Consider the following 12,984-nt stretch of genomic DNA (forward strand, 5'->3'; position numbering starts at 1 on the left):
CCGCGCCGCCCCGCTGCCGAGATCCCTAAGGCGTTCGATGACCGACAAGCCCTCCGCCGATCCCGCCGACCCCGCCGTTCGAGTCGCCTCCTCCGCCGATCCGGCCGCCTCCGCCGAGGCCGCCGTCCCGGAACCCGCGCCCGGCGGCCACGTCCCCGACGTCACCGTGGTGGTCGGCGCCTACCAGGCGATGCCGTACCTGGTGAAGTGCCTGGAGTCCGTGGAGGCGCAGACCCTGGGTGCCGACCGGATCGAGATCGTCGCGGTGGACGACGGTTCCACCGATGGCACCGGGGAGTACCTGGAGGAGTTCGCCGCGAAGTCCGCGGTGCCCACCCGGGTGGTGCGGCAGGCCAACTCCGGCGGCCCCGGCGGCCCCCGCAACAAGGGCCTCTCGCTGGCCCGTGGCCGGTTCGTCTTCTTCCTGGACGCCGACGACTACTTCGGCGAGGAGGCGCTGGAGCGGATGGTCGCCATGGCCGACCGGGCCGGCACCGACGTCGTGCTCGGCAAGGTCGTCGGCGTCAACCGCGGCGCCCCCAAGTCCATGTGGAAGAAGACCGTCGAGCACGCCGACGTATACGCCTCCAACGTCATGTACACGCTCAGCGCACAGAAGCTGTTCCGCCGCGAACTGCTGGTGCGGCACGGCATGCGCTTCGACACCTCCATGCGCACCGGCGAGGACGCCCTTTTCACGCTGGAGGCCTATCTGCGGGGCAGCGGCGTCTCGGTCGTCGCCGACTACACCTGCTACCACCTGGTCGGCCGGGACGACGGCGTCCACCTCACCAAGAGCGGCAGCCATGCCATCCGCTTCGAGTCGGCCCGCCGGCTGATGGAGCTGATCGCCGAACTCGTACCGCCCGGCGACCGCCGCGACCAGCTGATGGTCCGCCCGTTCACCATCACCCTGCTGCCCCAGTTCGGGCCGGTGGTGCTCAACCAGACCCGCGAGGTGCTGGCCGAGAAGTTCGAGCTGGCCGCCCCGCTGACGGCCGCCCACTTCACCCCGGGCCTGGCCCGCCGGCTCAAGCCGCAGGACCGGCTCCGGCTCACGTGCGTGTCCCTCGGCAAGCAGGACGCCCTGCTGGAGATCGTCGGCTACCTCAAGGCCGGCACCAGCCCGGAGACGGTACGCGGACTGCGCGGCGAGTACCTCGCCTACCCCCGCTTCCGCGACCGCGCCACCGGTATCCCGGACTCGGCGTACCAGCTCACGGGCCGGCCCGGAACGCTCCGGACCGCCCTTGGCGGCGCCCGGCGGCCGGCCCGCACGGTGGTCCGCCGCGCCCGCCGGCTCGCCGGCCGCACCCTGCGGTGGTTCGGGCTGCGCCGCTGACGGCTGCCATCGGCCGGCGGCCAGCTGACATCGGCCGGCGTCCGGGACCAGCGCGGTGGCGCCACGGCACCGGCGCCGACCAGCGGTCGTCCCGTCCGCCGGAATCCCATCCGCTGGAACGGGGGAGCGGCGGCCCTCCGCCCTGGCATAGGTTTCCCTTGTGAACGAGGCAGTGACTGAGGCTGTGACAGAGGCAAGGCAGCAGGTGGCGGAAGCCCGCAGGATCGTCGTCAAGGTGGGCTCCTCCTCCCTGACCACCGCCTCCGGCGGACTGGACGCCGACCGGGTGGACGCCCTGGTGGACGTGCTCGCGGCCGTGCGCGCCGGTGGCGACAAGGAGATCGTGCTGGTCTCCTCGGGCGCCATCGCCGCCGGACTCGCCCCGCTGGGCCTGGCCCGCCGCCCCAAGGACCTGGCCCGCCAGCAGGCCGCCGCGAGTGTCGGCCAGGGGCTGCTGGTCGCCCGCTACACCGCCTCCTTCGCCCGCTACGGCGTCCGCGTCGGCCAGGTGCTGCTCACCACCGACGACACCAGCCGCCGCGCCCACTACCGCAACGCGTACCGGACCCTCGACCAGCTGCTCACCATGGGCGCCCTGCCGGTGGTCAACGAGAACGACACCGTCGCCACCGACGAGATCCGCTTCGGCGACAACGACCGGCTCGCCGCGCTCGTCGCCCATCTGGTCCGCGCCGACCTGCTGGTCCTGCTCTCCGACGTGGACGGGCTCTACGACGGCAACCCGGCCAAGCCCGGCACCACCAGGATCGGCGAGGTGCGCGGCCCCGCCGACCTGGAGGGCGTGGAGATCGGCTCGGCCGGCAAGGCGGGCGTCGGCACCGGCGGGATGGTCACCAAGGTGGAGGCCGCCCGGATCGCCGCCGCCGCCGGCATCCCCGTCGTCCTGACCGCCGCCAGCCGGGCCGCCGACGCCCTCGCCGGGCGCGACACCGGGACCTGGTTCCACCGCACCGGCCGCCGCTCCGCCGACCGGCTGCTCTGGCTGGCGCACGCCTCCACCCCGCAGGGCGCGCTGGTCCTCGACGACGGGGCGGTACGGGCCGTCACCGAGCGGCGCACCTCGCTGCTCCCGGCGGGCATCGCGGCCGTCGAGGGCGAGTTCTCGGCCGGCGACCCCGTCGAACTGCGGGACACCGCCGGCCGGCCGGTCGCCCGCGGCCTGGTCTCCTTCGACGCCAAGGAGATCCCGCAACTCCTCGGCCGCTCCACCCGCGAACTGGCCCGCGCCCTCGGCCCCGCCTACGAACGCGAGGTCGTACACAGGGACGACCTGGTCGTCCTTCAGCCGTCAAACGGCTGAAACACCGGCCTTCGCACCGGCACCTTCGGAAAAACCGCCCCGCGTCCCGTGCGGGGCTGGTCAACTTTGTCTCGGAAGACGTGCCCAGGAGGCGACGGTGGCGAGGCCTCGCCCAAGGCTGTCCGAATGGCGGGCCAACCCGGTGGACCGCGTAATCGTCTACCGGTACGACAGCACGTCGAGGACAGCCAACCCTCCGCCCATCGCCAACCGCCTGTTTTTCGACATCAACGCCTGAACTGGAGGCCGCCGGTGAGACGAGCGCGCCCAGGGGGCCCGCCCCGGGGGACGACCGAACGCGCCTTGACGAGTGTCCCCGCCGGGGCCGGCACCGGGCAGTCCGCCCTCGCCGAGGCGCCGCCGGACCAGGCGGCCGGGCGGCCGGACGGCGGGCACGCCCGGCCCGCGCCCGAGCGCCCGGTCTCCAAGCTCTGGCACATCACCCTCAGCGTCTCCGGGCCCGAGGTCCCGCTGCGGGACGTCAGACGGGCGCTGGAGCAGCTCGCCCATGACCACCCCTTCCTGCTGACCAGCCGGTACGCCGGGGACCACGCCGAGATCCGGTACTGGGAGGAGGCGCGGGACCTGCACGACGCGGCGGCGGTCGCGCTGCGGCTGTGGGGCGAGCACCGCCAGACCTCCCAGCTGCCGCCGTGGGAGATCGTCGGCCTGGAGGTCATCGACCGGGAGACCTACCACCAGCGGGTCGCCGAAGGCTACGGCCCCCCACCGGCCGCCCCGGTCGGCGTACACCCCTACTGACCGGCGCCGGGGGGCTCCGCCTCGCAGCGCCTCCGTGTCCCGGTGTCCGCCCCGAGGCGGCCCCGGCCGACCGGGGCGCGCCACGGAGGCCCGGGCGGCCGGCGACCGAGGCGGGACCCCTTCCCGAGGTGCCCCCTCCCCGTCCACGTGACGGCATCGCCGTCTCGCGGAGCGGGACGACCCGGCGGGCCGCACCGGGTGCCGCATTACCCTGCGAGCATGAGCACGCACTCCGTCTCCGCGTCCACCCCGGCTTCCTCCGTCGCCGAGGCCCCTCCGGCCTCGTCCGCCGACGGCGCCGCGCCGCTGTCGGCGGTGCTCCAGACCGCCGGCCGGGCCCGGGTGGCCGCCGACGGGATCGCGCCACTTCCGCGCGCGGCCAAGGACGCCGCCCTGCTCGCCGTGGCGGACGCCCTGGAGGCGCGCGCCGCCGAGGCGGTGGCGGCCAACGCCGAGGACATCGCCCGGGCCAGGGCGGCCGGGACCAGTGAGACGGTCATCGACCGGCTGACCCTCACCCCGGAGCGGATCCGGGCCATCGCCGCCGACGTCCGGCATGTCGCGGCGCTGCCCGACCCGGTGGGCGAGGTGGTCCGCGGCTCCACCCTCCCCAACGGCATCGACCTCCGCCAGATCCGCGTCCCGCTCGGCGTCGTCGGCATCATCTACGAGGCCCGCCCCAATGTGACCGTGGACGCCGCCGCGCTCTGCCTGAAGTCCGGCAACGCGGTCCTGCTGCGCGGCTCCTCCTCCGCGTACGCCTCCAACGCCGCGCTGGTCGAGGTGGTGCGGGACGCCGTCGCGGGCGCCGGGCTGCCGGCCGACAGCGTCCAGCTGGTGCCCGGCGAGTCCCGCGACTCGGTACGCGAGCTGATGCGCGCCCGCGGCCTGGTCGACGTCCTCATCCCGCGCGGCGGCGCCTCGCTGATCCGCACGGTGGTCGAGGAGTCCACCGTCCCGGTCATCGAGACCGGCACCGGCAACTGCCATGTCTACGTGGACGCCGAGACCGACCTCGACATGGCCGTGGCCATCCTGGTCAACTCCAAGGCCCAGCGCCCCAGCGTCTGCAACGCCGCCGAGACCCTGCTCGTCCACCGGGACACCGCCGACGCCTTCCTGCCCCGCGCCCTGGACGCGCTCGCCGAGGCCGGGGTCACCGTCCACGGCGACGAGCGGGTGCGCGGATACGCCGAGGGTTCAAAGGCCACCGTGCTCGCCGCCACCGACGAGGACTGGGCGACCGAGTACCTCTCCTACGACATCGCCGCGGCCGTGGTGGACTCGCTGGACGACGCCGTCGCCCACATCCGGCGCTGGTCCTCCGGCCACACCGAGGCCATCGTCACCACCTCGCAGTCCGCCGCCCGCCGCTTCACCCGGTTGGTCGACTCCACCACGGTCGCCGTGAACGCCTCCACCCGGTTCACCGACGGCGGCCAGTTCGGCTTCGGCGCGGAGATCGGCATCTCCACCCAGAAGCTGCACGCCCGCGGCCCGATGGGCCTGCCGGAGCTGACCTCCACCAAGTACATCGTCACCGGCGACGGCCACACGCGGTAGGCCGGGAGCGCGGGTCCGAGGCCCGGATCACGGTCCGGCTTCGCCGTCCGGCTGCCGCGAACCACCTTCCAGGTCTACTCTGAACGAGTGCCGGACGACGTGGGGGGCAGGCCGTTCCCGGACGGCTGGGAGCCCGACGACGACCGCGGAGGCGCTGACCAGGACTTCGCCTCCGTGGTGTTCGACGAGGACTTCGTACGGGCCGCCGCCTTCCACGAGCCCAGCGCCGTGGAGCGGCTGCTCGCCGCCGCCGAGGCCCGGGCCGAGGCCGAGGCCCGCCGGTTCCGCTACGGCGGCGCCGACGACCAGCCGGGGTACGGGTACGGCGGCCATCCGGGCGACGACGCGTACGAGGAGTACGGCGACGAGTACGGGGACGGGCCTTACGGCGCCCACGGCGGCGCGCTGCGCCCGTACCGCCCCAGCTCCCGCTGGCACCGCCCGGTGGCCTGGATCCTGGCCGTGGTGATGGGCGTCGGGATGATCGCCCTCGCCTTCAGCGCCGTGTACCGGGGCTCTTCCTCCGGCCGCGGCGAACAGGTCCCCGCGCCCACCCGCAGCGGAGTGGACGGAGCGGCGCCCGGCGCCCCCGCGGTGCTCGCCCCACGCGGTGAACCGACCCTGACCAGCGGCCCCGGCACACCCTGACCCTCCCCGCAACTCGCCCCCGGGCAGGGCGTTTACCGGAGTGCGCCGCGACCTACCCTGAAAGTATGACCGGGCGCGGCGAGCCGCCCGAGGGGACACCCGAAGGGGCCCCCGGCGGCGGCGACGAGGAGTACCGTTCCGTCGTCTTCGACGAGACGTTCGTCCGCGCTGCCCGCCTCCAGGAGTCCTCCGCCAAGGAACGGCTGACCCAGCACGCGGCCGCCGTGCGCACCCGCCCGCTGCCCCCGGGGCGCGGCGCCGGCGGACGGAGCGCGCTGCTGCTGGTGCTGGTCGTCGCGATGGCCTTCGCCTCCGTCCTCTACCTGGGCGTACGCACCACCGCCCCGGCACCGGGGGAGCGCGCCGCCGAGCCGCTCCGCACCACCGTGGTGGCGCTGGCCCCGCGGTCCGCGGTGCCCGGCGGCCGGCCCGCCGAGCTGTTCGCCCGCAGTCCCGCCGCCCCGTACCCGAGCGGGGCCGCGGGCGTGGCGGTGCCCGCCGCCGAGGGCACCGCCCACTTCTCCGGGAACCAGGTCATGGCCGCGCTCGCCATCGCCAAGGACTACCTGGTCCGGTCCTCGCTCGACCCGGATGTGCTGTCCGGCCGGGACACCCGCCCGGTGCGGCTACTGCTCGACCCCGGGCTGCACGACCAGTTCGACCACAGCATGGACAACCCGGCCGACGACGGGCGGCACGCCGCCACCGGCTGGCTGGTCCGCTTCGAACCGGACGAGACGGCGCTCGCCGACGCGGCCGTGCGGGTGCGCGGCACCCTGCGCGCCTCCGAGGCCGCCCCCGGCGTCCTGGAGGTCGCCTCGGACCACACCTTCGTCTACGCCGTCCGGCCCGCCGGGGCGGGGGCGGCCCGGGCGGACGCCTCGCTGTTCACCGTCCGCCGTGAGCTGACCTTCCGCTTCGACCGGGACGACCTGCGGATGCACCGCGCCGAGCTGCTGAACGCCCGGGTGCTGGCCGGTCCGCAGGCCTGCGGCACCGACACGGCGGCGGCCCTGCACCCCGTACCGGCCGGCCGGAGCACCCCGCCGTCGCCGCCCGTGGCGACGGACCCCTACGCCCCCGGTGCCGCCGCCACCGCCCTCTGCGGCGCCCTCGCCCCCGGCGCCCAGCCCTCCGCCAGGCCGTAGGCCGTACCGCCGCCGGTCAGGCCGTACCGTCGCCCTCCCGGCCCTCCTTCCCGGTGCCGCTGCCGCCGCCGTTCGCGGGGCCGCTGTTGCCGCTCCCGCTCCCGGTGCCGTTGCCGGTGAAGCGGTCGCGCAGTCGGCCGCCGAGGTCGCCGGCGCCGCCCGCCAGGTCCCCGACCAGCTTCATCAGCGGGTCCTTGCTGGTGCGCACCGTGTCCGCGTAGTGCGAGGCGGACTCGCGGAACGAGTCGGTGACCGAGGTGTCCTTGTCCTCCGCGCGGCGCGGGTAGTGCCCGTCCATGATCCGCTGGTAGTCCCGGCTCTCCGCCCACTTCTTCAGCTCGGCCGCCCGGACCGTGGTGAAGGGGTGCGAACGGGGCAGTACGTTGAGGATCTTCAGCACCGAGTCCCGCAGGTCGCCGCCCGCCTCGTACTCCTCCGCCTGCGCCAGGAACGCGTCCACGTTCATCTCGTGCAGGTGGTTGCCGCCGGCGATCTTCATCAGCCCGCGCATCGAGGCCCGCAGGTCCTGGCCCACCAGCAGTCCGGCCCGGTCGGCGGAGAGCTCCGACTTGCGGAACCACTCCCGCAGCGCGGTCACGATGGCCATGATCGCCACATTGCCCAGCGGTATCCACGCCACCTTGACCGCGAGACCGGTCAGGAAGAGCAGCACCGTGCGGTAGACCGAGTGGCCGGACAGCGCGTGGCCCACCTCGTGGCCGACGACCGCGCGCATCTCCTCCTCGTCCAGCAGCTCCACCAGCCCTGTGGTGACCACGATGATCGGCTCGTCCAGGCCGATGCACATGGCGTTGGGCTTCGGGTCCTGGGTCACGTACATCGCCGGGACCTTCTCCAGGTCCAGGATGTAGCAGGCGTCCCGCAGCATCGTGTGCAGATGCGCGAACTGCTCGTCGCTCACCCGCACCGAGTCGGAGAGGAACAGCAGCCGCAGGCTACGCTCCGGCAGCAGCCCGCTCAGGGCCTTGAAGACGGTGTCGAAGCCGCTCAGCCTGCGCAGCGCGACCAGGGCGGAGCGGTCCGCCGGGTGCTCATAGGCCCGGGACGATATCCCCGGGAAACGCCCGCGCTGCCTGCCCGGCACACGCTCATGGCTGCTGTCGGTCATGCCCTGCCCCCATCGTTCGTACGCGACTCGTCGGCGCCCGCCCCCACCCGCGCGACGGCGCCGGTGCGGCCGGACGGTCTCGTCCCCCTGCCGGACCCCAGCGTAGGTGCTGCGGCTACGGTGGGAACGGGCCTGTGGACAAGCCGCCCACGGGCCTGTGGACAACCCGGAAAGGGATGCCCCGCGCACCCGAGGAGCCCCCCATGCACCAGACCGCCGCCGCCCTGCTCGCCGCCGCCTCCGGACAGCAGGGGCCGGGCAACACCCTCCGGATCGTCCTTGCCGTCTCGATCGTCGGAGCGGTGCTGCTCGCCTGGTTCCTGCTGCGCGGGTACCGGGGCGCGGGGAGTGACAACGAGGACAACGACTGAGTCGGCGTGAGCGTGCCCGGACCGCCCGCATACGATGTGCGCGACGTCTCAGCCACACCCACCCAGTCACACCCCGGCGTCACCACCCGAGTCGCGCCCCGACGGAATAGGTCCTGCCGAAGATGAGCCTCCCCACCTCCGCCACCGGTCTCGTCACGCTCGCCGCCGAGCACACCGAGCACAACCCGAGCCTCAACCCGTACCTGACCGGTATCGGCGCCCTGGTCGCCCTGGTCGCGCTGCTGTGGATCACCACCCGGTTCAACCGCGACCGCTGATCCGCCGGTCGCCGGGCCGCCGGCCGCCGGGCCGACGTCGGCGGCGGCCGTGAGGGCGACCGCCGGGACCGGCCGCGCCGCCGTGCCGTTAGGCTCTGCACGCATGGGAGACCTGGAAGTGCCCGCCAGTCCCGGCAAGCGCCGACTGGGCGTGATGGGCGGAACGTTCGACCCGATCCACCACGGACACCTGGTGGCCGCCAGTGAGGTGGCCGCCCTGTTCCATCTGGACGAGGTCGTCTTCGTGCCGACCGGGCAGCCGTGGCAGAAGAGCCACCGGACCGTCTCCCCGGCCGAGGACCGCTATCTGATGACGGTCATCGCCACCGCGTCCAACCCGCAGTTCTCGGTCAGCCGGATCGACATCGACCGGGGCGGGCCGACGTACACCGTCGACACCCTGCGGGACCTGCGCGACCTCAACGCGGACACCGACCTGTTCTTCATCACCGGCGCCGACGCCCTCTCCCAGATCATGCCGGGCTGGCGGGACGCCGAGGAGCTGTTCTCGCTCGCCCACTTCATCGGCGTGACCCGGCCCGGCCACGACCTGTCGGACGACGGCCTGCCCGAGGGCAGTGTCTCCCTGGTCGAGGTGCCCGCGCTGGCGATCTCCTCGTCCGACTGCCGCGCGCGCGTCGAGCGGGGCGACCCCGTCTGGTACCTGGTCCCGGACGGTGTGGTGCGCTACATCGACAAGCGCCAGTTGTACCGCGGCGAGTGAACCGCGGAGAGGGGCACCGGTGAACGACCAGCACAACCCGTACGGCGGACACGACCCGTACGACCCGGCGGGGCAGCCGCGGATCGTCGGCTACGACGCCTACGGGCAGCCGGTGTACGAGCAGCAGTACCAGCAGTACCACGAGTACCAGCAGGACCAGACGGCTCAGCAGTACCAGCAGCCCGACCAGTCCCAGCAGCAGTGGCAGCAGGGGGCTTCCTACGGGTCGTACGACTCGTACGACCCATACCACCCCTATGCCACGGGCCAGGCGCCGGAGCAGGACTACTCCCACGGGGCGCCGGACCCCTCCGCGTACACCGGACCGCAGGGATACGGGCAGGGGTACGGCGAGCAGTACCCGCAGTCGTACGACGGCGGCGGCTACGGGCAGCAGGGCCAGGCGGCCCCCGAGGCGGGTGCCGCCGGGTACACCGCCGCCACCGGCTCCTGGGCGCCCGCCGCGGCCCCGGCCGCCGAGCAGCCGCCCGTACCCGAGCCCCGTACCGCACCCGAGGCCGCGACCGGGGCCGGTGATCCGGCCGGCCGGGAGGCCACCGGGCGGCGGCTGCCGGGCCAGCGCCGAGCCGACGGCGACGACGCCGGTGGACCCGCGTCGGCGCCGGCCCCGGACGGCGAGGACTACCGCACCGAGCAGTTCTCCTTCGTCGAGGAGCCCGACGAGGACTCCCAGGACGTCATCGACTGGCTGAAGTTCACCGAGAGCCGCTCCGAGCGCCGCGAGGAGGCCAAGCGGCGCGGCCGCAACCGGGTCGTGGTGCTGGCCGTGGTGCTCGCCGTCGCCCTGGTCGCCGGGGTGGGCTGGCTCTGGGCGGCCGGCAGGCTCCCCTGGATCGGCGGTGAGGCGGGCACCGGTACCGGCGCCGCCGCGAGCGGACCGCAGCAGCGCGACGTCATCGTGCTGCACCTGCACTCCACCGGCGGGGACGAGACCTCCACCGCGCTGCTGGTGAACAACGCCACCACCAAGCGCGGCACCACCGTGCTGCTGCCCAACTCGCTGTCCGTCGCCGACGAGGACGGCTCCACCACCACCCTCGCCAAGTCCGTCGCCGAGGACGGCGGCACCGGCACCCGGGAGGCCGTCGGCACGCTTCTCGGCACCCGGATCACCGGCACCTGGCGGTTGGACACCCCCTATCTGGAGAACCTCGTCGAGATCCTCGGCGGCATCGAGGTGGACACCGACACCGAGGTGCCCGCCGCCACCGGCAAGAACGGCGCGCCGCGCGTCCCCCAGGGCGAGGGCCAGACCCTCAACGGCCGGATGGCCGTCGCCTACGCCACCCACCGCGCCGAGGGCGAGCCGGAGGCCAAGCAGCTCCAGCGCTTCGGCCAGGTCGTCCTCGGCACGCTGCGCAAGATCTCCGACGACCCCGCCTCCGCGACCCTCACCGTGCAGACCCTGGCCCAGGTGCTGGACCCCTCCCTGCCCGAGAAGGACCTCGGCGCCTCCCTGGCCCGGCTCGCCGAGCACGCCAAGGTCGGCGACCACGACACCGCGCTGCTGCCGGTGCGCGCCGACGGCACCCTGAGCGAGCAGTCCGCGCGGAGCGTGGTCAAGGACGTGCTGGGCGGCTCGGTCAGCGCCCCCGAGGCGGGTGCCGCCGTCCGGGTCGCCGTGCGCAACGCCTCCGGGGACCCCGGCGCGGCCGAGGAGGTCCGGATCGTGCTGGTCAACGGCGGCTACACGGTGGTCGCCGGCGGCAGCGAGGGCAGCGAGGCGACCAGCGAGGTGCGCTACGCCCAGCCGGCCGACAGAACGGTGGCCGAGGAGGTCGCCAGGACCCTGAAACTGCCGGCCTCCGCGGTCACCCAGGACTCCGGCGGAACCGGGTCGGGCGTGAGCGTGGTGCTGGGCGCCGACTATGGCGACGGCACCGGGTAGCGGTCGCGGGGCGGGGGAGTGTCATCGGTTTGCCGGGCTGTCGGCGGTACGTGAGACCCTGGGGGAGTCCCGGACCACCGACGAAAGCCAGCATGTGACCGCCACCGACCGCTCCATCGAGCTCGTGACCGCCGCCGCCCAGGCGGCTGCCGACCGGCTCGCGCACGACATCATCGCCTACGACGTCAGCGACGTGCTGTCGATCACCGACGCCTTCCTGCTCGCCTCCGCGCCCAACGACCGCCAGGTCAAGTCGATCGTGGACGAGATCGAGGAGCGCCTCAACAAGGACCTCGGCGCCAAGCCGGTCCGCCGCGAGGGGGACCGCGACGCCCGCTGGATCCTGCTCGACTACGTGGACATCGTCGTCCACGTCCAGCACAGCGAGGAGCGCGTCTTCTACGCCCTGGAGCGGCTGTGGAAGGACTGCCCCGAGCTGCCGCTGCCCGAGGACGCGGTCAAGACCCGCGGCAAGGCGGAGGAGCACGCCCGGCTCAGCGGCGCCGACGGTACGGACGGTGAGTTGAGCTGAACGGCAGCAAGGCGGGCCGGGGCCGCCGTATCGTCCTGTGGCGCCACGGCCAGACCGCGTGGAACCTGGAGCGCCGCTTCCAGGGCACCACGGACATCGAGCTGACCGAGGCCGGTTTCGGCCAGGCCCGCCGGGCCGCCCGGCTGCTCGCCGCCCTGAAGCCGGACGCGATCGTCTCCTCCGACCTGCGGCGAGCCGCCGCCACCGCCGGTGAGCTGGCCGCCGTGACCGGGCTGCCGGTCGCCCATGACGCCGTGCTGCGCGAGACCTACGCGGGCGAGTGGCAGGGGCTGACCCACGAGGAGATCGTGGCGCGGTACGGCGAGCAGTACGCCGCCTGGAAGCGCGGCGAGCCGGTGCGGCGGGGCGGCGGCGAGCTGGAGACCGAGGTCGCCGACCGGGCCGCCCCGGTGGTGCTGAGCCACGCCGACAAGCTGCCCGACGGCGGCATCCTGGTGGTGGTCAGCCACGGCGGCACCATCCGCACCACCATCGGCCGGCTGCTGGGCCTGGAGGCCCACCACTGGGAGGGCCTGGGCGGGCTCACCAACTGCTGCTGGTCGGTCCTCGGCGAGGGCGCCCGCGGCTGGCGGCTCCAGGAGCACAACGCGGGCACCCTCCCGGAGCCCGTCCTCGGCGACGACACCTGACCGGGGTGCGGGGCCCGTATCGCGAGGCCGGCCGCCCGGCCACCGGATTTCCCTTTCCGGCAGGTCACCGGCTAGAGTTCTTCTTGTTCGCAGCGCGGAGCGCGAAGAACGCGAGGGGCTATAGCTCAGTTGGTAGAGCGCCTGCATGGCATGCAGGAGGTCAGGAGTTCAATTCTCCTTAGCTCCACGTCCACGGAAATCCCGTCCCCGGTGGGGGCGGGATTCCGTCGTATACGGGCCGCCGCGTCCCCTGCCCGGCCCGGTGTCCGGCCGGGTGCCCGGTCTACTGCCGTGTCCGCTGCCCTGTGACGGTCTCGTAGCCGCCTTCCCTGCCTCGTCCCGCTGACCGCTGTGCGTGGCCATGGCAGAATCGGACGGCCGGAGGGGGATGGCGGCGGGCAGGCGTACGGGAGGGAGTTGCAGATGGCCGGCAGTGGTTCCGAGGAGGCTCCCGACCGTTCCGGCGCGGCGGACGCGGCGGACACAGCCCGGGTGCGGATCGGACTCAGCTGCCCCTCGTGCGGTTCCGCCCACGTCGCCCAGGTACTCGGTGACAACGGCGGGGTGTCCTATGTGTGCACGTCCTGCGGCCACAGCTGGAGCTGAT

Annotated in this window: 14 protein-coding genes and 1 tRNA gene; 14 read left to right on the forward strand and 1 reads right to left on the reverse strand. The window is 73.9% G+C overall.

Annotated elements, in window-relative coordinates; genetic code table 11:
• Positions 1–37: 37 nt before the first annotated feature.
• From M1O15_RS05565 to M1O15_RS05590, 6 genes are all read left to right on the forward strand, one after another.
• Positions 38–1,342 (forward strand): glycosyltransferase family 2 protein, encoded by a 1,305-nt coding sequence (locus tag M1O15_RS05565; RefSeq protein ID WP_372499353.1) that lies wholly within the window; start codon positions 38–40, stop codon positions 1,340–1,342.
• Positions 1,343–1,547: 205 nt separating this feature from the next.
• Entirely contained in the window at positions 1,548–2,663 is a 1,116-nt protein-coding gene (gene proB / locus M1O15_RS05570; RefSeq protein WP_248632258.1) for a glutamate 5-kinase, read from the forward strand.
• Positions 2,664–2,915: 252 nt separating this feature from the next.
• Positions 2,916–3,425, forward strand: coding sequence for a DUF8830 family protein (locus M1O15_RS05575; RefSeq protein ID WP_248632089.1), 510 nt, complete (start codon positions 2,916–2,918; stop codon positions 3,423–3,425).
• A 219-nt stretch (positions 3,426–3,644) separates the two neighbouring features.
• Positions 3,645–4,988: a glutamate-5-semialdehyde dehydrogenase gene (locus tag M1O15_RS05580; RefSeq protein WP_248632090.1), complete on the forward strand. Its 1,344-nt coding sequence runs from the start codon at positions 3,645–3,647 to the stop codon at positions 4,986–4,988.
• An 87-nt stretch (positions 4,989–5,075) separates the two neighbouring features.
• Positions 5,076–5,636 carry an SCO2584 family spore wall biosynthesis protein gene (locus M1O15_RS05585; protein ID WP_248632091.1) on the forward strand — a complete coding sequence of 187 codons (561 nt, stop codon included), beginning with the start codon at positions 5,076–5,078 and terminating at the stop codon, positions 5,634–5,636.
• Positions 5,637–5,701: 65 nt separating this feature from the next.
• Positions 5,702–6,784 carry an SCO2583 family membrane protein gene (locus tag M1O15_RS05590; protein WP_248632092.1) on the forward strand — a complete coding sequence of 361 codons (1,083 nt, stop codon included), beginning with the start codon at positions 5,702–5,704 and terminating at the stop codon, positions 6,782–6,784.
• A gap of 16 nt (positions 6,785–6,800) precedes the next feature.
• Here the strand turns inward: M1O15_RS05590 and M1O15_RS05595 are convergent, their stop codons facing one another.
• Positions 6,801–7,913, reverse strand: coding sequence for a M48 family metallopeptidase (locus M1O15_RS05595; protein ID WP_248632093.1), 1,113 nt, complete (start codon positions 7,911–7,913; stop codon positions 6,801–6,803).
• A 203-nt stretch (positions 7,914–8,116) separates the two neighbouring features.
• Here M1O15_RS05595 and M1O15_RS05600 point away from each other — a divergent pair, with 203 nt between their 5' ends.
• From M1O15_RS05600 to M1O15_RS05635, 8 genes are all read left to right on the forward strand, one after another.
• Positions 8,117–8,284 carry a hypothetical protein gene (locus M1O15_RS05600; RefSeq protein ID WP_248632094.1) on the forward strand — a complete coding sequence of 56 codons (168 nt, stop codon included), beginning with the start codon at positions 8,117–8,119 and terminating at the stop codon, positions 8,282–8,284.
• A 122-nt stretch (positions 8,285–8,406) separates the two neighbouring features.
• On the forward strand, positions 8,407–8,562 hold the full coding sequence (locus M1O15_RS05605) for a hypothetical protein (RefSeq protein ID WP_248632095.1): 156 nt from the start codon (positions 8,407–8,409) through the stop codon (positions 8,560–8,562).
• Positions 8,563–8,665: 103 nt separating this feature from the next.
• The gene (nadD, locus tag M1O15_RS05610) at positions 8,666–9,286 is read left to right on the forward strand and encodes a nicotinate-nucleotide adenylyltransferase (RefSeq protein WP_248632096.1); all 621 of its coding nucleotides are present in this window, start codon (positions 8,666–8,668) and stop codon (positions 9,284–9,286) included.
• Positions 9,287–9,305: 19 nt separating this feature from the next.
• The gene (locus M1O15_RS05615) at positions 9,306–11,195 is read left to right on the forward strand and encodes an LCP family protein (protein WP_308282231.1); all 1,890 of its coding nucleotides are present in this window, start codon (positions 9,306–9,308) and stop codon (positions 11,193–11,195) included.
• 94 nt (positions 11,196–11,289) lie between these two features.
• Entirely contained in the window at positions 11,290–11,727 is a 438-nt protein-coding gene (rsfS, locus tag M1O15_RS05620) for a ribosome silencing factor (protein ID WP_248632097.1), read from the forward strand.
• Positions 11,724–12,377, forward strand: a complete 654-nt coding sequence (locus tag M1O15_RS05625; RefSeq protein ID WP_248632260.1) for a histidine phosphatase family protein — start codon at positions 11,724–11,726, stop codon at positions 12,375–12,377. Before rsfS ends, M1O15_RS05625 begins: the two co-directional genes overlap by 4 nt.
• A 114-nt stretch (positions 12,378–12,491) precedes the next feature.
• A tRNA-Ala gene (locus M1O15_RS05630) sits at positions 12,492–12,564 on the forward strand.
• A 236-nt stretch (positions 12,565–12,800) separates the two neighbouring features.
• Positions 12,801–12,983 (forward strand): hypothetical protein, encoded by a 183-nt coding sequence (locus M1O15_RS05635; RefSeq protein ID WP_248632098.1) that lies wholly within the window; start codon positions 12,801–12,803, stop codon positions 12,981–12,983.
• The last annotated feature ends 1 nt before the right edge of the window (position 12,984 follow it).

Source organism: Streptomyces lichenis (genome assembly GCF_023218175.1).
GTDB classification, from domain to species: Bacteria; Actinomycetota; Actinomycetes; order Streptomycetales; family Streptomycetaceae; genus Streptomyces; species Streptomyces lichenis.

What these genes read in the sequence shown, in the direction of transcription:
- M1O15_RS05605 (WP_248632095.1), top strand. Translation starts at nt 8,407, where the DNA reads ATGAGCCTCCCCACCTCCGCCACCGGTCTCGTCACGCTCGCCGCCGAG.
- M1O15_RS05580 (WP_248632090.1), top strand. Translation starts at nt 3,645, where the DNA reads ATGAGCACGCACTCCGTCTCCGCGTCCACCCCGGCTTCCTCCGTCGCC.
- M1O15_RS05595 (WP_248632093.1), bottom strand. Translation starts at nt 7,913, where the DNA reads ATGACCGACAGCAGCCATGAGCGTGTGCCGGGCAGGCAGCGCGGGCGT.
- M1O15_RS05600 (WP_248632094.1), top strand. Translation starts at nt 8,117, where the DNA reads ATGCACCAGACCGCCGCCGCCCTGCTCGCCGCCGCCTCCGGACAGCAG.
- M1O15_RS05565 (WP_372499353.1), top strand. Translation starts at nt 38, where the DNA reads ATGACCGACAAGCCCTCCGCCGATCCCGCCGACCCCGCCGTTCGAGTC.
- nadD (WP_248632096.1), top strand. Translation starts at nt 8,666, where the DNA reads ATGGGAGACCTGGAAGTGCCCGCCAGTCCCGGCAAGCGCCGACTGGGC.
- M1O15_RS05635 (WP_248632098.1), top strand. Translation starts at nt 12,801, where the DNA reads ATGGCCGGCAGTGGTTCCGAGGAGGCTCCCGACCGTTCCGGCGCGGCG.
- M1O15_RS05590 (WP_248632092.1), top strand. Translation starts at nt 5,702, where the DNA reads ATGACCGGGCGCGGCGAGCCGCCCGAGGGGACACCCGAAGGGGCCCCC.